This is a genomic window from Alcaligenes sp. NLF5-7 (assembly GCF_024266725.1).
Taxonomy (GTDB): Bacteria; Pseudomonadota; Gammaproteobacteria; order Burkholderiales; family Burkholderiaceae_B; genus Alcaligenes; species Alcaligenes phenolicus.
The window spans coordinates 3,357,989-3,376,617 of sequence record NZ_CP100755.1 but is presented as its reverse complement, the minus strand read 5'-3'; the positions used below and the strand labels follow the sequence as shown (position 1 = coordinate 3,376,617).

18 protein-coding genes are annotated in these 18,629 nt (G+C 56.4%); 3 read left to right on the top strand and 15 right to left on the bottom strand.

The window, feature by feature from the left end:
- Positions 1-72 precede the first annotated feature (72 nt).
- The 7 genes from trmD to MID00_RS15515 form a co-directional block, all read right to left on the bottom strand.
- The gene (gene trmD, locus MID00_RS15545; RefSeq protein WP_203145685.1) at positions 73-831 is read right to left on the bottom strand and encodes a tRNA (guanosine(37)-N1)-methyltransferase TrmD; all 759 of its coding nucleotides are present in this window, start codon (positions 829-831) and stop codon (positions 73-75) included.
- Positions 832-919: 88 nt separating this feature from the next.
- Positions 920-1,519, bottom strand: a complete 600-nt coding sequence (gene rimM / locus MID00_RS15540; RefSeq protein WP_035272255.1) for a ribosome maturation factor RimM — start codon at positions 1,517-1,519, stop codon at positions 920-922.
- A 33-nt stretch (positions 1,520-1,552) separates the two neighbouring features.
- Positions 1,553-1,813 (bottom strand): 30S ribosomal protein S16, encoded by a 261-nt coding sequence (gene rpsP / locus MID00_RS15535; RefSeq protein WP_009455906.1) that lies wholly within the window; start codon positions 1,811-1,813, stop codon positions 1,553-1,555.
- 136 nt (positions 1,814-1,949) lie between these two features.
- Positions 1,950-2,204 carry a sulfurtransferase TusA family protein gene (locus MID00_RS15530; protein ID WP_009455909.1) on the bottom strand — a complete coding sequence of 85 codons (255 nt, stop codon included), beginning with the start codon at positions 2,202-2,204 and terminating at the stop codon, positions 1,950-1,952.
- Positions 2,204-4,831 (bottom strand): alanine--tRNA ligase, encoded by a 2,628-nt coding sequence (alaS, locus tag MID00_RS15525; protein ID WP_254499034.1) that lies wholly within the window; start codon positions 4,829-4,831, stop codon positions 2,204-2,206. The genes MID00_RS15530 and alaS overlap by 1 nt, the downstream gene beginning before the upstream one ends.
- Before the next feature lie 284 nt (positions 4,832-5,115).
- Positions 5,116-6,048 carry an allantoinase PuuE gene (gene puuE, locus MID00_RS15520; RefSeq protein WP_021446474.1) on the bottom strand — a complete coding sequence of 311 codons (933 nt, stop codon included), beginning with the start codon at positions 6,046-6,048 and terminating at the stop codon, positions 5,116-5,118.
- An 11-nt stretch (positions 6,049-6,059) separates the two neighbouring features.
- Positions 6,060-6,737: a GntR family transcriptional regulator gene (locus MID00_RS15515; protein ID WP_238441771.1), complete on the bottom strand. Its 678-nt coding sequence runs from the start codon at positions 6,735-6,737 to the stop codon at positions 6,060-6,062.
- A 283-nt stretch (positions 6,738-7,020) separates the two neighbouring features.
- On the opposite strand from MID00_RS15515, the gene uraH reads away from it, so the two are divergent.
- Positions 7,021-7,374 carry a hydroxyisourate hydrolase gene (gene uraH / locus MID00_RS15510; protein ID WP_035272247.1) on the top strand — a complete coding sequence of 118 codons (354 nt, stop codon included), beginning with the start codon at positions 7,021-7,023 and terminating at the stop codon, positions 7,372-7,374.
- 58 nt (positions 7,375-7,432) lie between these two features.
- Positions 7,433-8,665, top strand: a complete 1,233-nt coding sequence (locus MID00_RS15505; RefSeq protein WP_254499033.1) for a urate hydroxylase PuuD — start codon at positions 7,433-7,435, stop codon at positions 8,663-8,665.
- Between the two features lie 225 nt (positions 8,666-8,890).
- On the opposite strand, the gene MID00_RS15500 is transcribed toward MID00_RS15505, so the two are convergent.
- Both MID00_RS15500 and MID00_RS15495 read right to left on the bottom strand, forming a co-directional pair.
- Positions 8,891-9,406 (bottom strand): hypothetical protein, encoded by a 516-nt coding sequence (locus MID00_RS15500; protein ID WP_254499032.1) that lies wholly within the window; start codon positions 9,404-9,406, stop codon positions 8,891-8,893.
- Positions 9,372-10,403 (bottom strand): hypothetical protein, encoded by a 1,032-nt coding sequence (locus MID00_RS15495; RefSeq protein ID WP_254499031.1) that lies wholly within the window; start codon positions 10,401-10,403, stop codon positions 9,372-9,374. Before MID00_RS15495 ends, MID00_RS15500 begins: the two co-directional genes overlap by 35 nt.
- 167 nt (positions 10,404-10,570) lie before the next feature.
- On the opposite strand from MID00_RS15495, the gene MID00_RS15490 reads away from it, so the two are divergent.
- Positions 10,571-10,918, top strand: coding sequence for a hypothetical protein (locus MID00_RS15490; protein WP_254499030.1), 348 nt, complete (start codon positions 10,571-10,573; stop codon positions 10,916-10,918).
- Here MID00_RS15490 and MID00_RS15485 read toward each other — a convergent pair.
- The 6 genes from MID00_RS15485 to parC all read right to left on the bottom strand — a co-directional run bounded on the left by MID00_RS15485 (position 10,895) and on the right by parC (position 18,613).
- Positions 10,895-11,506, bottom strand: a complete 612-nt coding sequence (locus tag MID00_RS15485) for a hypothetical protein (protein ID WP_254499029.1) — start codon at positions 11,504-11,506, stop codon at positions 10,895-10,897. The genes MID00_RS15490 and MID00_RS15485 overlap by 24 nt on opposite strands.
- Positions 11,503-12,492, bottom strand: coding sequence for a TcpQ domain-containing protein (locus tag MID00_RS15480; RefSeq protein WP_254499028.1), 990 nt, complete (start codon positions 12,490-12,492; stop codon positions 11,503-11,505). Before MID00_RS15480 ends, MID00_RS15485 begins: the two co-directional genes overlap by 4 nt.
- A gap of 103 nt (positions 12,493-12,595) precedes the next feature.
- Positions 12,596-13,909 (bottom strand): extracellular solute-binding protein, encoded by a 1,314-nt coding sequence (locus tag MID00_RS15475; protein WP_250755858.1) that lies wholly within the window; start codon positions 13,907-13,909, stop codon positions 12,596-12,598.
- Between the two features lie 7 nt (positions 13,910-13,916).
- Positions 13,917-15,170, bottom strand: a complete 1,254-nt coding sequence (locus MID00_RS15470) for a D-amino acid dehydrogenase (RefSeq protein WP_226348393.1) — start codon at positions 15,168-15,170, stop codon at positions 13,917-13,919.
- A gap of 37 nt (positions 15,171-15,207) precedes the next feature.
- Complete coding sequence (locus MID00_RS15465) at positions 15,208-16,242, bottom strand: CDP-6-deoxy-delta-3,4-glucoseen reductase (protein WP_009455928.1); 1,035 nt, start codon at positions 16,240-16,242, stop codon at positions 15,208-15,210.
- Positions 16,243-16,303: 61 nt separating this feature from the next.
- A complete protein-coding gene (gene parC / locus MID00_RS15460; protein WP_254499027.1) occupies positions 16,304-18,613 on the bottom strand; it encodes a DNA topoisomerase IV subunit A in 2,310 nt (769 codons plus the stop codon).
- Positions 18,614-18,629: the final 16 nt, after the last annotated feature.

Sequence of the window (18,629 nt, the reverse complement as noted above, 5' to 3'; positions counted from 1 at the left end):
CAAAGTGACCCAGATACAAAACGGCCCGCATAAAAACGGGCCGTTAAGGTTTGGCGAACTCTTTAAACAAGGCTATTCGCCCAAGGAAGCCAAAGATGCCAAAAAGCGCTCGTCTGCCTTGCTAAGTTCGCCACGCTGACGGGCCTGCTCAATCAACTCGGGCCGCCGCAAGGCTGTCAAACGCAGGGATTGCTCACGTCGCCATGCCTGAATACGGCCATGATGACCAGACATCAAGACTTCGGGCACAGCCTGATCACGATATACCTCGGGTCGCGTGTAATGAGGACTATCCAGCAAGCCGCTATTGTCAGCATGGAAAGAGTCCTGGCGAGCCGAATCAGCATCATTCAGCACACCGGGCAAGAGCCGAATCACGCTATCAATAATCGCCAGTGATGCTATTTCACCGCCAGACAGCACAAAGTCACCCAAAGACAATTCCTGGGTGATACGCGCATCAATAAAACGTTGATCTATCCCTTCATAGCGACCACACACCAGAACCGCGCCAGGGCCCTGAGCCAGCTCCTGAGCCACTGTCTGATCAAAGCGTCGCCCTGTAGGGCTCAGCAAAATCACTTCCGGGCTATCACCACGATCAGCCAAAGCCTGATCCAGGGCGTCATTCAGAGGATCAGCCAGCATTACCATGCCTGGGCCACCGCCGTAAGGACGATCGTCTACAGTACGGTGCACATCGGTGGTGTAGTCGCGCGGGTTCCAGGTCCGCATCTGCCAGATACCCTGCTTGTGCGCACGGCCGGTGACACCAGCCTCGCTGACCACATCAAACATGTCCGGGAACAGGGTCAGGGCATCAAATCGCATGAGGACTCGGCAAGAGAAAAAAGCGGATACGCTTTACAAGACTCGACCAGTCAGGCCAGAGCCATGCAGGTGCGCAGGATTGAAACGATCAAATCGCCCAGTGGCTGTGCAGTTCGCGGGCGGACATATCCACCGTATGCACAATGGCTTGCACAAAGGGAACCAGCTCTTCCAGCGGCTTGCCCTGTTCGTCCTTTGCAGGCGTAAAGACGCCTTCAGCATCCCAGGAGCCACGATGCACGACCAAAATGGAGTGCGCGCCGTTATCCAGCACTTCCACCACCTCGCCCAGGCTTTCAGCCTGGCCGTCCTGCTCGCCAAAGAAGCGGCAGCCGATCAGATCGACCCAATAAAATTCGTCTTCGTCCGCTTTGGGGAAAGCGGCACGGGATACCCAAACGGTATGCCCCTTGAGAGCTTGAGCCAGCTCTCGATTATCCAGACCCTCAAACTGCGCCACGATGGTTGCACCATGCTGCTTTGCGGTTTGTATCTGTCTGGGTGACACAGACGCAAAAACGCCCGCCTGAGATTCAGGCCGGGGCGTTTTTAACCACCATGTCTTTGCATTCAGCAGCGCCTTGGTTTGCATGGAATGCGGCTGGATCTTGACCCAACCACGCACACCATAAGCGGAAACAATACGACCGAGCTCAACAAGGTCAGCAGGAATCGCAGATTGCTTCACACTAAACGCTACTAAAAAAACAGGTGAATCAACTTAGGCAGCCGAAGCAACCTTAGCCGAGTATTCTTTCAACAGGCGAGCCACAGCAGGCGAAACCTGAGCACCGTTGTCGGTGAAGTGCTTAACGCGGTCCATTTGCAGACGCAGGTTTTCATGACCTTCGCCAGCAACGGGGTTGTAGAAACCCAGACGTTCGATGAAGCGACCATCACGGCGTTGGCTCGCCTCGGCGGCTACTACGTTGTAAAAAGGACGCTTTTTGGAGCCACCACGGGCCAAGCGAATTACCACCATTGATAATCCCTTTATTGTGTAAGGTAAACAAAAAATTCTAGCACTATTCTGGCAAGCATGCCAAAAGTAACACGCTAAGATAGCAGATTCAGTGCTAGATACGCAACAGACAAAGCAGTATTCTACCGCCGTCGGCTCAACGACGGCGTAAAAAATGCAGAGTTTTTTCGGCTTGCTGGTCTTGAGCCAACAGTTCGTTGCCAGTTTGGCGACAAAAAGCCTGAAAATCTTGAATGGCGTGCTGATCGGTCGTGATGACCTGCAACACTTGCCCGGATTCCAGCTGTGCCAAGGCTTTCTTGGCACGCAAGATGGGCAAGGGGCATTTCAGCCCACTTGCATCAACCTGCAGATCGCTGTTGGGCAATGCGCCGGTCTCGGACATCGTCATTAGGCACCCAATTTACTTTGAACCCAGGCCTGCACCGAGGCATTGGCCTGCGGCAGAACGCTGGCATCGGTACCGCCGCCCATGGCCATGTCAGGACGACCACCGCCCTTCCCGCCCATTTGCGAGGCCACAAAGCCCACCAGATCACCCGCCTTGACCTTGGAGGTCAGGTCAGGCGTCACGCCAGCCACCAGGCTGACTTTGCCGTCTGCCACGATGGACAGCAGGATCACGGCAGACTGCAGCTTGTTCTTCAACTGATCCGCCATTTCGCGCAAGGCTTTGGCTTCCACGCCTTGCAACGTGGCAACCAGCAAGCGGCTGCTGTCATTCAACGGGACAGCCTGAGCCAGCAGATCCTGGCCTGCCGAAGCAGCCAGCTTGGATTGCATTTGTTCGCGCTCGCGCTCCAGATCCTTGATCTGACCTTGCAAGGCGCTGATACGGGCAACCAGACCCTCCGGCTGCGTACGCAGACTGGCAGAAGCGTCGTTCAACAAGCGTTCCTGCGCTTGTACCCAATGCAGGCTGTTGGTGCCGGTGATGGCCTCGACACGGCGCACGCCAGCGGCTACACCGCCTTCCGAGACAATCTTGAACAGGCCAATATCGCCCGTACGTTGAACGTGAGTACCGCCGCACAGCTCGCGCGAGAAGCCGATATCCAGTACGCGCACTTCATCGCCGTACTTTTCGCCAAACAAAGCCATGGCACCACCGCTGACGGCGTCGTCAAAGGACATCAGCTGGGCTTGCACGGCCTGGTTAGCCAGAACCTGCTCATTCACAATGGCTTCGACCTGAGCGATTTGCTCGGCCGTCATGGCGGCATCGTGAGCAAAGTCAAAACGGGTCTTTTCGGCGTCCACCAGGGAACCACGTTGCTGCACGTGTCCGCCCAGCACCTGGCGCAAGGCCTTGTGCATCAAGTGCGTGGCCGAGTGATTACGGATCACGCGCTCACGACGCTCGGTATCCACCTGGGCTTGAACAGTCTGGCCCACTGTCAGCGTGCCTGCGTTCAGCACCCCTTGGTGGCCGAAAACCTGATTGGAGATCTTTTGAGTATCTTGCACTTCAAAGGACAGGTCCTTGGCATCGCTCAAGATACCGGCATCCCCCACCTGACCACCGGATTCGGCGTAGAAAGGGGTGGCATCCAGAACCACCACCGCTTGCTGGCCTTGGGCCACGGACTGCACCGAGGTGCCATCCACATACAAGGCGGTAACCGTGCCGCTGCCTTCCAGGGTGGTGTAACCATCAAAGCGGGTTTGCACGCCGGAGTAGCTCAGGCCTTCGGCTGTTTTGAACTTGCCCGAAGCGCGTGCCATCTGACGCTGGTTTTCCATGGCAACTTCAAAACCGTCCAGATCGACCTCAATGCCACGTTCGCGGCAGATGTCGGCAGTCAAGTCCACAGGGAAACCGTAGGTGTCATACAAGGTGAACAGCGTCTGGCCATCCAGCTTGGCGTTCTCTGGCAAGTTGGCCAAAGCGCCTTCCAGAATACGCATGCCGTTTTCCAGCGTTTCGCTGAAACGCTCTTCTTCCTGGCGCAGCACTTGTTCGATACGCTCGCGCTGGCTAATCAGCTCGGGGTAGGCCTCGCCCATGGTCAGACCCAGGTCCTGTACCAAACGGTAAAAGAACAAGCCCTTCTGACCCAGTTTGTGACCGTGACGCAAGGCACGGCGAATAATACGGCGCAGCACATAGCCACGGCCTTCATTGCTGGGGATGACCCCGTCAATAATCAGAAAGCTGCAAGCACGGATGTGGTCAGCAATCACCTTGAGCGAGTTATTGCTCAAGTCGCTAGTCTTGGTTTCGCGTGCGGCGGCCTGAATCAGAGACTGGAACAGGTCGATTTCGTAATTGGAATGCACGTGCTGCAGCACAGCCGAAATACGCTCCAGGCCCATGCCGGTGTCCACACAAGGCTTGGGCAGCGGCGTCATGGTGCCATCGGCGGAACGCTCGAACTGCATGAACACCAGGTTCCATACTTCGATATAGCGGTCGCCGTCTTCTTCAGGCGATCCGGGAGGGCCACCCCAAACGTCAGCGCCGTGATCGTAGAAGATTTCCGAACAAGGACCACAGGGGCCGGTATCGGCCATCTGCCAGAAGTTGTCCGAGTTGTAGCGTACGCCACCCTTATCGCCGATGCGGATGATGCGCTCTTTGGGCACACCAATTTCCGAAGCCCAGATATCGTAGGCCTCATCGTCTACTTGATAGACGGTGACCCAGAGTTTCTCTGCAGGCAGCTTGTAAACCGTCGTCAGCAGCTCCCAGGCATAGCGAATGGCGTCTTGCTTGAAGTAGTCGCCAAAGCTGAAGTTGCCCAGCATTTCAAAAAAGGTGTGGTGGCGGGCGGTGTAGCCCACGTTTTCCAGGTCATTATGCTTGCCACCGGCACGAACACAGCGCTGAGAGCTGGTTGCACGGTTGTAGGGACGGGTTTCCTTGCCCGTGAACACATCTTTGAACTGCACCATCCCTGCGTTAGTGAACAGCAAGGTAGGGTCATTGCCTGGTACCAGCGAAGCCGAGGAGACGATGTGATGTCCCTTGGATTCAAAAAAAGAAAGAAACTTCTGACGAATTTCTGAGGTTTTCATTACATGCAACGCGATGGAAAATTTAACTGCCTATTATAAGACGATCAGCCTTGCAGCCCATGCGCGCGCTGCGCTGGCACAACACCTGCCGCCCCGGCAAAGCAGTGAGAAGCCAGGACGCCACACTCCCTGTACGAGCGGCTGCGTAAGCGTCAAATAGTACTGTTTTCAGCGGGCAGAAACAACAATTCCGACCCTGGCGAGTCGGAATGTGAAGGCACCCTGCTCATATTCAGGATGTCGTCCTGACGGGCCAGGAGGCATGAACCCTGGCCCTGCCTCGATCAGGCCTTGGGCTGATAGGGATGATGTTCGGCCCAATGACGGGCAATATCCACACGACGGCAAACCCAGACACGCTCGTGCGATTGCACGTAATCCAGGAAGCGCTGCAAGGCACGGAAGCGGCCAGGACGGCCAATCAGACGGCAATGCAAACCGATGGACAACATCTTGGGGGCTTCTTCACCTTCTTCGTAGAGCACGTCAAACGCGTCTTTCAGGTAGGAGAAGAAATGATCGCCGGTGTTAAAGCCCTGAGGAGCCGCAAAGCGCATGTCATTGCTATCCAGGGTGTAAGGCACGATCAATTGCGGCTTGACCGTATTGTCGCTGAGTTGAACCTCGGTCCAGAACGGCAGATCATCACCGTAGTAATCGGAGCTGTACAGGAACTGGCCTTCTTCTGCCACCAGACGCAAGGTGTTGGGGCTGTCGCGGCCGGTGTACCAGCCTTCGGGATGGTGGCCCAGCAAGTCCGTCAGCACTTTCACGCACTGGCGCATATGCTCGCGCTCCACCTCTTCGGACACGTTCTGGTAGTGAATCCAGCGGTAACCGTGGCACGCGATTTCATGGCCCAGGCGTACAAACTCCTGTGCCAGCTCGGGATGACGCTCCAGCGCCATACCCACACCGAAAATGGTCATGGGCAAGCCGCGTTTTTCAAACTCTTTCAGAATCCGCCAGACACCGGCACGCGAGCCGTATTCGTAAATGGACTCCATGGACAGGTGACGGTCCGGGTAAGCCGCCGCACCAATGATTTCGGACAGGAACTGTTCAGAGCCCGGATCACCGTGCAGAACGCAGTTCTCCCCGCCTTCCTCATAGTTCAAGACAAACTGCACCGCAATGCGCGCCCGATCAGGCCATTGTGCATGAGGCACGTTTTTACCGTAACCAACCAGGTCACGAGGGTACTTACTCAAGGACATACCGTCTCCGTTTAGCGTTTTACGCTGAGGGCCAGCCAAGGATCAGCAGCACTGCCATCACCCGCTTCGCTCATGCGATGTTCACAATCACTTAAGTGATGATGCATAGCCAGATGCGCGCCGTCGGCGTCGCCCTGACTAAGCTTGTCCAAAATCTCTTTGTGCTCGTAAAACGAGCAAGCCTGTTCGCCCGGTGTGTCGTGATAGGCAATGATGAGCGTGGTGCGGGCGCACAAGGTGTGCATCAGCTCGGTCAACTCATCGTTGCCAGCGCAGCGCGCCAGCATCACGTGAAATGCGTTTGACAGGCGCAACCAGCTGATGCGGTCGCCGTGTTCAAAAGCGTGCTGTTCACGTTCCACCATTTCATACAGGCCAGCCAAACGCTCCGGCAGATCCGGGTAGCTGATCAGTTTTTTCAGAATCAGCGCTTCCAGGTCTCGTCGCAGTTCAAACACATCCCGTGTCTGCTTGGCCGTCGGCTTCCAGATAAAAGCGCCACGATTGGGCTCGATAACCACAATCTTGTCGTGTTCGAGGGCAGCCAGCGCCGCACGAACGGTCGCCCGCGAGCACTCGAAAATCGTGCACAGCGTGGCTTCCGTCAGTTTGGTTCCAGGCAAAAGACGACGGTCAACGACCGCATCAAAGATCTGGCTATAAACACGCCCGACCTCAGTATCTGCCATGCCTCCCTCTAGCAGCGAGGAGGCGCTGGGCGCTTGGGATTCACTGCTCATCCCCTCTTGCCGCCGTATCTGAAGCATAGAATTTCTCGTTATTGACTATTGACAATTATTCGGTACCCCGACAAAATCGTCAACATAAATTGTCGACAATCTGATTCCTCAAACAGAGCGACAGTTTCGGGGCCTCAACCCAGCGCACTGATCCTTGCACCGTTGGCCCCCGGCCGGTTCTCAAAACTGGGCTCGCTGGACCTTTTTTGATCACCATAAACCGGAGACATTTATGGGAAAGCTATCAACCCATGTCCTTGACACGACTCAAGGGCGCCCAGCCAGCGGCGTGCGCGTCGATCTTTATTCCATCGAAAACGATCAACGCACTCTGATCAAAACCACTCACACCAACAGCGACGGTCGCTGTGATGAGCCACTGCTGCAAGGCGAGGCCATGCACACGGGCGTTTTTGAACTGGTGTTCCATGCAGGTGACTACTTTGCCGCCAATGGTGTGACCCTGCCCGAGCCACGCTTTGTGGATCAGGTCGGCATTCGCTTTGGTATCGCTGATGCCAATGCCAATTACCACGTACCTCTGGTCGTGACCCCCTGGTCCTGGTCTACCTATCGCGGCAGCTGATCGCGTATCCAAGTCGACTTTTCGCTTCTATACGAAACCACTCTGATACGAGATCTTTATGTACGCTTACCTACTTGAGTACGGCAACCTGCTGTTGCGCTGGTTGCACGTGATTGCGGCTGTCGCCTGGATCGGCGAGTCCATCTACTTTGTGATGCTGGACAATGGCCTGAAACCGCCCAAAGGCGAAGAAAGCAAGAAACGCGGTGTGTTTGGCGAGATGTGGGCTGTCCACGGCGGCGGCTTCTATCACAACCAGAAATACCTGACCAACCCGGCTGAACTGCCTGATGACCTGCACTGGTCTTTCTGGAAGTCCTACACCACCTGGTTGTCCGGTTTCTTCCTGTTCGCCCTACTCTACCTGACCAAGCCCGAGTTCTATCTGGTCAACCCCAACAGTCCCTGGGAATGGGCGGCTCAAATGACAGGCACTCAGGCCAACGTCATGGCCATTGCCTTCCTGGTACTGGGCTGGGTGGTCTATAACGGCCTGTGCCGCCTGATCAGCCCCAACATGAACCGCGACGGCCTGCTAAGCGTGGCAGTAGCCATCATGATGGTGGTCGTGGCTTACCTGAGCGCCCACATCTTCTCGGGTCGTGCTGCGTTCTTGCTGACGGGTGCTGTCATGGCCACCAGCATGTCGGCCAACGTGTTCTTCTGGATCATTCCCGGCCAGCGCCGCATGGTCAAGGCACTGAAAGCCGGTCAGGCGCCCAACCCTCTGGATGGCAAGCGCGGCAAACAGCGTTCGGTACACAATACCTACTTCACGCTGCCTGTCCTGCTGCTGATGCTGAGCAACCACTACTCGTTCACGTATAACAACCCCAATGCGTGGATCATCATGGTGCTGTTCATCTTTGCTGGTGCCCTGATCCGTCAATACTTCGTGCTGATGCACGCTGGCATCAAAAAGCCTGCCTACCCGGCTGCCGGTGTTGTGCTGCTGCTGATCGTGGGTTACCTGGCCGCTCCTGCCAGCTTGAAGGGTGAAGTTGCCAGTGCACCTGAAGCTGCCAACGGTGCGGAAACAATCAGTGTTGCCCGTGTCCAGGAAATCATGGACGCACGATGTGTTCAGTGTCACGCGGTCAAGCCCAATGCCGACTTCGGCTTTACGGCTGCCCCTGCCGGCATGTTGCTCGATACCATCGACAACACGGTACTGCACGCCGAACAGGTCAAGACCGTGGTGCACTCCAAGTACATGCCCTTGGGCAATATGACGCAAATGACCGACGAAGAGCGTGCCGTCATTGCCGCCTGGAGCGGTACCCGCGACTAATGCAGAACAAGGCTCAAGCCTGACGAGCGACAAGCTCCGTAGTAACTTCCAACCCCGATATGATGAAAATCATGTCGGGGTTTTTTCTTGCTTCGGGTCTATGAAGCCGCCTGTCTGGTCTGCTGCTGCACGAACCCACGGCCTTGCTGACTCAAGAACAATCAGGCGTGAAACCTGGAAAGCAGTAGGCCTGGACTCCTGCGAATCGCAGAAGTCCTGTCACACTTAACCCTGCCTGGAAGGCAAACATAGTTTGATGGATTGCAGTTCAGGTTGCGGTTGCGGTTGCGGTTGCGGTTGCGGTTGCGGTTGCGGTTGCGGTTGCGGTTGCGGTTGCGGTTGCGCAGCTTGAGCCTGGGTTTGCCTGATTTCAAGCTCAATACAGCGACTACTCAAAGACAAGAGGCGCATGGACCTATCTCGCTCACGCCCTATCGGCCAAAGCTGTCCTTGCTGAAACAGGAGCAGACGCTGCTCATGCTGCACTTCGGCTAGCAACTGGGTGTCTTTTCCATAGATCGCTTTCAACTTCAATGCAGGGGTGGGCTTACTGGATTTGATCTTGGCCACATCAGGCTGACTCGCCCCCTCTTGCTCCTGTGGTGTCCTCAAGCAGGACGACATGTTCTGCCGCGCCTGTTCGGCTTCCAGCAACAGCATCTCCCTTACTATCGTCGCCATGGTTTCCATCGCCCAAGCCGGTGCACTAAACATCAGCGTCAGACCAAACAGAATGCTCAAAAGGGGTCTGCATGTAATCGGCCAGATCCTGATCAGCCAGATCCCGCTGCGCAGATTCATAAACATAGCCTTCCAGCTCCACGATAAAAGCGCTGCCCAGCAGCGAGGGGTAAGACCGCGAATTCAATGACAAGCTCATACGCTCCCAGTGCAGTTCAGGAAGCTGGGCCGCCAGTAAGTACACCGAGCGCAGAGGCGATTGGCTGAGCCAGGAACGGCGCCACACGCCTGCCCTTGTTTGCTCATTTTCGGCGGAGGATTCAACCCACTGAGCGGGGCTCAATGACAAGCGCATAAAAGCAGGCTGCAGGGCCGCCAGCTTGGCATGCAAACCTGGAGATGCCGCAGTTGGCATTCGCGTATGATCTTTCGTTTCCAAGAGCTGAGGAATCCATGTCTGATACCCGCGCCGGATACTCAAAGCCCCCTGCCCCAAGCCGGTGAACTCCAGCACATTCGGCTCACGAATCTGGCTATTCATGGCCGCACTAAAACTTTGCACATCCTCAAACCCGTAATGTGCCCTGCACTCCCACGGGCCGGCCTGACGGCGACAATCCACCTGCTGCAATTGCCAGTCTGCCCCCTGAGCAGGAAGCTCCTCAATCAAGCCCAACACAGATTGAATACTCGTCAAACCATGCTCTTCCTGTGATGGACTTTGCTCCCAATCAGACGCCATGGCAGCCAAGCGAGCCCGAAGATCAAGGGAGAACACGCTTCCAAGCGTAGCCAACACCAGCAAAGAAAGAACCGCCAGACGAAGCGGGATCTTTTCACACCCACCAACACGCCTGACAGGCTGGCGCAGCATACGGCCCTGCGGTCTTCTGCCCTGTTCCAGACAGACCCATAAATCAGCAGGTTGCCGCAGTTCACGTATAGAGGGATAACGCGCCTGCATGGCCCGCCGCAAGGTCTGCACTTGCCCGATCTGAGCCAGGAGGCAATCGCTACCTTCCATCACCTGACCATGTTCAAGCACCAGAAACCACAAACGGCCAGGAGCCACCGTCCATAAAAGAAAAACTGCGTCCTGAGGGTGGTGGGCAGCCATACAGGCAGCCGCAGAATAAGCCTGAACTCGCGTTAGTCTGGCTCTTGAAGGCCCATTCTGGGCCAAGCGCAAGACAGATTGGGTCCTCCGGCTGTTCAGCCAACAACTTGGAACCCAAGCCATTGCCTGCCCTGCTGTTCGTCCTGCTGTTCGTCCTGCTGTTCGTCCTGCTGTTCGTCCTGCTGTTCGTCCTGCTGTTTGCCCTGCTCTTTGTCCTGCTACATCCTCATCAGTCTTTTCCTGTACTTGTTGTAGTTCTTCTATTTGCCTTTCCGTTTGCTTACGTGCCTGTTCTCTCAGCCCCCCTTTCACTCCCATCAAGCAAGTCCAATACGATCTCTTCATTCGACGATTTTGAGTCCGCCGCATACCGTCCCTGGCATCCACCCACTGCAACCCAAACCAGTACTCCCGCTCAGGCAAGACAGAACTCATTTCACACCTCGACCAATTAAGCCCCCTGTCCCTGACCCGTCTACTTGTCGCAATCCAGACTGCTGCCCCAAAGCCAGAGAACTCTCATCGCGATACAACTCAATACGGCCTGCCTGATAACGCCACTTCAGGCCATATACCGCTGCAATCTGATCCAACAAGGCTGACAAACGTAGTTGTTCAAAAATCAGACCTCCCTGCCGAGTCGATTCCGGCCCCTCCTGCCCAGCGGTTCGTGGCGGGAAATGCGTTAAAGGCAAACGAGCCTGCGGGCTAATGAAAACGCTCAGATCAGACAATAAAGACAAACGACGCGCCAGCTCATCCAGATCGGGCAAAGGCGCTTCCAAAGAAAAACTGAAGGTTTGTCTGGAGCGCAATGCCGCTGGCAAGGCAGCCTGTTTTCGTAAAGGCACGGCCGCCCCCAGCAACCAGGGCTTGTCGACAGACTGTGCATGTGCCACGGAGGATGGACTATTGCCATCCAACACCACGGCATCATCCAGCCATGCCTGAGCCTGAGCCTGAGCCTGATCAACATGCTGCCCTGCTGTTTGCAAGCTGCAAGCCGCTATCAGCGGCAAAAGCAAGAGACAGAGATAATTCATGACTGTCCCTCGGGCGAAGCACTGGGATCACAGGCTTGCGGCCAAGCCAGAATCCTGAGCACCTGATTTGAGTAAAAACAGGCCTGCAAAGGATGAGCATTCAGTTGGGCAGCCGCCAACAACTGAGCCACAGCAGTCTCAAAGTCCCCCTCAAAGCGAGCCGCCGCCTTGATAGGGAAATCAACCTCCAAAGTCCAATGCTCAGGTGCAAAAACCCATTGCGCTTGCTTAGCCCATCGGACTAATGCCTGCCTCAAGGTTCTATCCTTGATTCGCAGTTCAAAAACAGGCTCTGCAATGGACTGTGCATCCACACCAGGAGCTGAGACTGGCAGCAACTCTGAACGGGCTTGAAAGGCTTGTGTCTGCAACACATTCCCAAGGGCAGACTCGCCCTCCTTCACTTGAGCCGCCATCCAATCTGGCGCGGGCTTTCCAGAAAACAGACTACTTTGCTCGGAAGAGCGGATATCGGAACGACTTAGGGGGAAATGGCTTGGCGAAGAATCACTACGCTGGGAGAGACTGGCTCGGGCTTGCTGCTGATCCTTCTGTTGACTACGGTCCTGTGGCAAGGCATCCGATGCCTCTACGCCAAGTGTTGCAGCACCCTCAGCATGGGCACTCTTGCGCCCGAAACTAGCCTGCGCCTGTGCTCGTCCGGCCCGAAATATCAACTCCGTCCACAGGCCTTCAATCACTTGAAACTGCCCCAAGGGCTTCAAAGACAGCAGCGTTTCCTGTCCATTCCTGCGCCCCAACACCGCTGGCAGCATCTGCTCCGGTGCAAAATGCAGCCAGATACGCCTGCCGTTATCAAACACCTGCATAGGGCCGACTTGAGGGTCGCCAGACAGGCGCCAATCGAAGTTAAAGACGCGTGTTCCCGGATCAGCCAACAGGCCATCAGGCCCCTGACTGGTCTGACAGGCAGACAACCCCAGGCCACACATCAGCAAGACGCAGAAACGGACAAGAAAACGCATTGCGAGCACCCAAAGAAAAAACCCCATGTCCCGTCAAGGGCATGGGGTTTATCTTCAAGGATGCTCGCTCAAGCCGCTAGATCGGCTTGTACGCACAGATAAATCAGCGTCCTTTCTGAGCCACCAGTCGGTTGGCTTCCGTTGCGGCGGTACGCAAGGCCGTCATGGCAGGTTGCTGACCGTCCAGCGCGCTTTCCAGGCTCTGGTTGAACACGGCGCGAATCTGGCGGTAGTTACGGAAGTTGCCCTTGGCTGTACCCGATGTACCGCTGCTGTAGGCGCCCACCAGGTGCATCCAGTCGCCCTTGTCCTTGTAGTAGTCGCTACCCGTCGCGTTAAAGGCTTCACGGCTTACAGGCAAAAAGCCTGTTTTCTGATACCAGCGAGCGGCATTCTCTGGCTGGGCCAACCAGCTGATGAAGCGGGCCGAGGCCTGGTTCTGTTCAGCGTTATGGCCTTTCACCGCCCACAGCGCCGAGCCGGTCACAAAAGGCTTGCCGGGGGTTTGGGTGACTTCAGGGTAGTAAGGCAGACCAGTCACAGCGTACTTCAGGCCGCGCGTGTCGCTGTACTCACCGATATGGCCGGAGTTGGAGAACATGACTGCACATTCACCCTTGGCAAAACGCTGGGGCGACTCGGGCAAGGTGCCGGGTTTGACCATCAGCTCGGATTTCACCCAGCTGATCATCATGGACAAGTGACGGATATACATCACGTCAAAATCAAAGCCCACTTTGCCTTTAACCTTGGGGCCGGGTGCCAGACCGTAAATCTGGTTATTAACCGCTGCCAGGTTTTCCAGGTTGATGGAGACAGACTGGTCGGAGGTCAAAGGACAACGGCGCGAGCCTTTATTGGCCAGATCAACCAGTTGAGCTTGCAAGTCCAGCCAGACGCGGCTGGGCACGGGAGGCTCGATCTTGGCTTTATCAAACGCTTCCAGGTTGTAGTACATGACCGGAATTTCGGCCATGTAGGGGAAGCCTTGCAATTGGCCACGGCCATTGCGCACAAAGGAATTCGAGGCCAGGAACCAGGACACATTGTCCATTTTTTCCCGAGCCAGCAAGGTGTGCATGGGCATGATGTAGGGGCGATCGGCGACCTCGTCCAGGCCGGACATCTCGCCTAACTGCACCAGATTGGGCAAATCCTTGCCCGCTTGCATGACCTGCTCCAAAGAGGCCTCTGTGTCATGCGCCTTGACCGACACCTTGACGTCGCTCTGGCTACGATTGAAATCCCGAACCAAGCGTTCGAACTCGTCCTGATTGTGCGAGTTCAAAGCGGTCCAGACCTGAATATCAACGGCTGCCAGGGCGGTCGACCCGAACAGCAAAGCGGCTGAGCCACCCGCTGCCATCGCCAAAGCCATAACACCACGTTTCAACAGTAATCCGCGTAGATTTTTCATACATCCTTCAAGATAAAAAAGGAAATTCAGGTTCGGGTTTGTGCCCCATGACCAGGTCCGCCAAGGCTCGGCCAGAGCCTATGCCCATGGTCCACCCCAAGGTGCCATGCCCGGTATTCAGGTACAGGTTGGGAATGGAGGATCGGCCTATCAGTGGGACATTTGATGCTGTGGCAGGACGCAGTCCTGACCAGAAATGAACATTATCAAAATCCAATGCGCTTGGGAACAGATCAGCCACATGCGTTAACAAAGCCTGACAGCGGGCGGGGTTCAAGCTACGCGTATAGCCCGACAATTCGGCCGTTCCAGCAACCCGCAGGCTATCGCCCAGGCGGGAAAAAACCAGTTTGTGATCTTTATCTGTCAGGCTGACAGTAGGCGCGCCCTCGGGGACCAGCACCGGGAAGGTGGCCGAATAGCCTTTGGCCGGATAAACGGGGCAGGAAATTCCCAACGGCTGCAGGACGGTAGGGCTGAAACTGCCCATGGCCACCACGAAGGCGTCTGCCTGTATGGAGTCGTACGCACCATCCGCGCCTATAACCTCGACCCCCACCACTCGGCCCTTGGCCGTCAGCAAACGGGTGATTTGAGTAGAAAAGCGAAACTCCACTCCGGCTCGCCTGGCCATGGCCGCCAAACCGCAGGTGAATTGATTGGCATCGCCCGACTCATCGTCTTTGGTGTAGTCGCCACCCACGATCTGGCCGCGCGCTGATGCCAAGGCAGGCTCCAGCTGCACCAGTTCGTCCACGCTCATGATGCGGCGGTCCACTCCCATATCTCGCATGACGTCGGCCATTTGCTGGGAGTCGTCCAGGCTTTGGGCATCCCGGTAAAACGTAATGATGCCTTTTTCCTGATGGCGATAATCAAAATCCAGGCTGGGACGCAATTGCTTGAGCGTGCTGCGGCTGTATTCCGCCATGGCCACCAGCGCGCGCACATTGGGCGTAACCCGCCCCGGCAGGCACTCTCGCAAGAAAGACAGGCACCAGCGCCACTGGCGCAGGTCCAGACGCGGACGGAACAACAAGGGAGCATCGTCCTGCAACAACCATTTCAGCAGTTTGAGCGGCATTTTCGGGTTGGCCCAGGGCTCCGCATACGAGACCGAGATTTGCCCGCCATTGGCACGCGAGGTTTCCTGCGCGGGACCGGTTCCCCGATCCACGACCACCACCTCACAACCTTGCTGGCTGAGCCACCAGGCAGTTGATACCCCAATAATGCCGCTGCCCAGAACTGCTACTTTCATGTGTACTGTCCGCTTGTTGAGCTATTGATCAAGACACTTACTTGACGTCTGCCAGCGACGTAAAGGCATCTGCAAAATAATTGTCCGGATTCAGTTGAGCCTGCTCCACAAAGTCCTTGCGGGCTGCTTCAACCATACCCGGCGCGCCACAGGCGTACACCTGCCAGGCCGACAAATCAGGCAAATCAGCCAGTACCGCCTGATGCACAAAGCCCGTACGACCTGTCCAGCCATCTTCAGGCTGAGCGTCGGAAATCACCGGAATGAAACGCAAGTTAGGCAGTTCACTGGCCCATTTCTCGGCCAGTTCGGACTGGTACAGATCCTTGGGTCGACGCCCGCCCCAGTACAGGGCGACTTCGCGCTGGCTGCCGGTTTGAATCAGGCGCTCGATCAAGGCCTTGATCGGAGCAAAACCTGTACCGCTGGCCAGGAAAACCATAGGAGCCGCGCTATCTTCGCGCAGGAAGAAAGAACCCAAAGGTGCTTCCACGCGCAGAATCTCGCGCTCTTTCATGGCCGTAGCACCGGCACCGAACACGTGGTCGGTAAACACACCACCAGGCATGTGACGGATATGCAATTCCACCTGATTGTCTTCCCGTGGTGGCGTCGCCATGGAATAGCTACGACGGCTGCCGTCTTTCAGGATGAATTCCAAATATTGGCCGGGGTAGTATCGGAATGGCTCGGACGATGGCATTTGCAGACGCACCACCATCACATCATCACGCACTTTTTCCAGGCCCACCACGCGCGACGGCATTTTACGAATCTGGATATCAGTCGCCATGCGAATTTCGTGCGATTCGATCAACATGTCGCTGCTGGGCTTGGCCTGACAAAACAGGGTGTAGCCTGCAGCGCGATCCTCTTCGCTCAGCAATTGCTCGGGCGCACGGCCTGCATCGTATTCACCTTCAATAACCTTGCCACGGCAAGACGAACAGGTGCCATTGCGGCAGCTATAGGGCAAGACAATGCCTGCATTCAGCGCGCCATCCAGCACAGACTGTCCGGGCTGTACGTCAAAACTGTGCCCGCTGGGCTGAACCGTGACTTTGAAACTCATATCCAACACTCAAAAAAGAAATCGATCAGGCGGAGGGCCAGCCTCCGACGGCTATATAAATTCAGGACTCTTCAGGCCGATGCAGCACAGGGTCGTTCAATTTGAGCGACAGGGCCTTGCCCTTGCCTGCCCGCTTGCCCAGATAATTGGCCAGCATGTCCAGATCCATCACAATGGTCGACAGACGCTTGCGGTTCACTCCGCTGACGGCCAGACCCGCCTCACCAAAGGCAACCCATTGACTGAGCGTATCGCCCTCGTTCAGTTTGATCAGCACCGTGCCACGCCCCCCTTTGGACAGCACTTTCAACTCCTTGATGTCCACCACCAGGAAACGTCCCTGCTCGCTGAGCAGGCCCACGTACTGATCATCCGGGCGCAAGGCCAAGGGCTTGAGCAGCTTTTTGCCATCCTCGACGGTGACAAACTGCTTGCCCGCTTTCTGCCGTGTATTCATATCGCCCTGAGAAGCCACAAAACCGTAGCCGTCGCAGGCAGCCAGCAAGTAGTTCTGGTCCAAAGGCGCCCCCAGAATATGCTCAATGGGCGCACTGGGGCTGACTTCAATCATGGAGGTAATGGGCTGACCATCGCCACGCGCTGAAGGCAAACTGGAGACCGGAACAGTATAGACCCGGCCATCGGTGCCGATGGCGACCAGGTCCGTGGTACTGCGACACTCCAGCGCATCGCGCAAGCCATCGCCGGTCTTGAAGCTGAACTGCGAGGCGTCATGGCCATGGCCCTGGCGTGAACGCAGCCAGCCTTTGCGCGACACAATCACGGTAACCGGCTCGTCAACCACCTTGGTTTCCAGCACAGCGCGCTCGGCCGCTTCAATCAGGGTACGACGGTCATCACCATAGGTTTTAACGTCTGCTTCAATCTCACGAATCATCAGACGCTTCAAGGCTTTGGGATCGTCCAGCAGCTTTTGCAAAGACTCCTGCTCGTCCAGACGCTCTTTCAGCTCTTTCTCGATCTTGAAGCCTTCCAGACGTGCCAACTGACGCAAGCGCATTTCCAGAATATCGTCGGCCTGACGTTCGCTTAAATCAAAGCGCTCCATCAGGGCTGCACGCGGCTCGTCGGATTCGCGGATAGTTTGGATGACTTCATCCACATTCAGGTACACCACCATGCGCCCTTGCAGCACATGAATACGGTCGGTGACCTTATCCAGACGGTAGCGAGTACGACGCTCCATCGTGTGACGGCGGAATTCCAGCCAGTTCAGCAAGACCTGGCGCAAGGAACGCTGACCGGGACGGCCATCCGTATCAATACACACCAGGTTGATGGAAACGTTGCGCTCCAGGCTGGTCTGCGCCAGCAAGGTGGTCACGAACTCGTCCCGATCAATGGCGCGGGATTTGGGTTCAAAGACCAGGCGAACCGCAGCCTGCTTGCCCGACTCGTCACGCACGGCATCAAGCATGTTCAGCATCAAGGCTTTGGTTTGCTGCTGCTCGGTGCTCAGCGATTTCTTGCCAGCCTTGACCTTGGGATTGGTGCGCTCTTCAATCTCTTCCAGAATCTGCTGGGAGGAGCTGCCGGGCGGCAATTCTGTGACGACCAATTGCCATTGGCCACGGGCCATTTCCTCGAATACCCAACGGGCACGAGCCTTGATGGAACCACGGCCTTGGGCGTACACCGCCGCAATATCGTCTGCGGCGGAAATAATCTGACCACCACCCGCAAAGTCCGGGCCGGGAACGATCTCGTGTATGTCCTGATCGCTCAAATTCGGGTTGCGCAACAGGCTGACGCAGGCTTGGGCGACTTCACGCAGGTTGTGGGAAGGTATCTCTGTCGCCATCCCGACGGCAATCCCCGATGCGCCGTTAAGCAGCATGATGGGCAGGCGTGCAGGCAAAGTCACCGGCTCTTTCTGGCTGCCATCGTAGTTGGGGATGAAGTCCACTGTGCCTTCGTCCAGCTCGTCCAGCAGCAGACGCGAGAACGGTGTCAGACGTGCTTCCGTGTAACGCATGGCGGCGGCATTGTCACCGTCGCGCGAGCCAAAGTTACCCTGCCCGTCTACCAGCGGATAACGCAGCACAAAATCCTGTGCCATACGCACCATGGCGTCATAGGCGGCCTGGTCACCGTGCGGGTGATATTTACCCAGCACATCCCCCACCACACGGGCCGATTTCACAGGCTTGGCCGTCGGACCCAGACCCATGGCATCCATCGCGTACAAAATGCGGCGCTGCACCGGTTTCTGGCCATCGGTCAGATCGGGCAAGGCACGTCCACGTACCACTGAAACGGCGTAATCCAGATAAGCCTGTTCCGCGTAAGTCGCCAGCGTGATGCTATCGTCCGAACCCGCCGGTTCAAAATCCAATTGATTGCTATCCATAAATAACTCTTAAGTC

Bases quoted from the DNA above. Each gene is read 5' to 3' on its own strand.
- trmD (WP_203145685.1), bottom strand. From the start codon at position 831: ATGCGATTTGATGCCCTGACCCTGTTCCCGGACATGTTTGATGTGGTC.
- rpsP (WP_009455906.1), bottom strand. From the start codon at position 1,813: ATGGTGGTAATTCGCTTGGCCCGTGGTGGCTCCAAAAAGCGTCCTTTT.
- MID00_RS15530 (WP_009455909.1), bottom strand. From the start codon at position 2,204: ATGACGATGTCCGAGACCGGCGCATTGCCCAACAGCGATCTGCAGGTT.
- alaS (WP_254499034.1), bottom strand. From the start codon at position 4,831: ATGAAAACCTCAGAAATTCGTCAGAAGTTTCTTTCTTTTTTTGAATCC.
- puuE (WP_021446474.1), bottom strand. From the start codon at position 6,048: ATGTCCTTGAGTAAGTACCCTCGTGACCTGGTTGGTTACGGTAAAAAC.
- MID00_RS15515 (WP_238441771.1), bottom strand. From the start codon at position 6,737: ATGGCAGATACTGAGGTCGGGCGTGTTTATAGCCAGATCTTTGATGCG.
- uraH (WP_035272247.1), top strand. From the start codon at position 7,021: ATGGGAAAGCTATCAACCCATGTCCTTGACACGACTCAAGGGCGCCCA.
- MID00_RS15505 (WP_254499033.1), top strand. From the start codon at position 7,433: ATGTACGCTTACCTACTTGAGTACGGCAACCTGCTGTTGCGCTGGTTG.
- MID00_RS15485 (WP_254499029.1), bottom strand. From the start codon at position 11,506: ATGAATTATCTCTGTCTCTTGCTTTTGCCGCTGATAGCGGCTTGCAGC.
- MID00_RS15480 (WP_254499028.1), bottom strand. From the start codon at position 12,492: ATGCGTTTTCTTGTCCGTTTCTGCGTCTTGCTGATGTGTGGCCTGGGG.
- MID00_RS15475 (WP_250755858.1), bottom strand. From the start codon at position 13,909: ATGAAAAATCTACGCGGATTACTGTTGAAACGTGGTGTTATGGCTTTG.
- MID00_RS15470 (WP_226348393.1), bottom strand. From the start codon at position 15,170: ATGAAAGTAGCAGTTCTGGGCAGCGGCATTATTGGGGTATCAACTGCC.
- MID00_RS15465 (WP_009455928.1), bottom strand. From the start codon at position 16,242: ATGAGTTTCAAAGTCACGGTTCAGCCCAGCGGGCACAGTTTTGACGTA.
- parC (WP_254499027.1), bottom strand. From the start codon at position 18,613: ATGGATAGCAATCAATTGGATTTTGAACCGGCGGGTTCGGACGATAGC.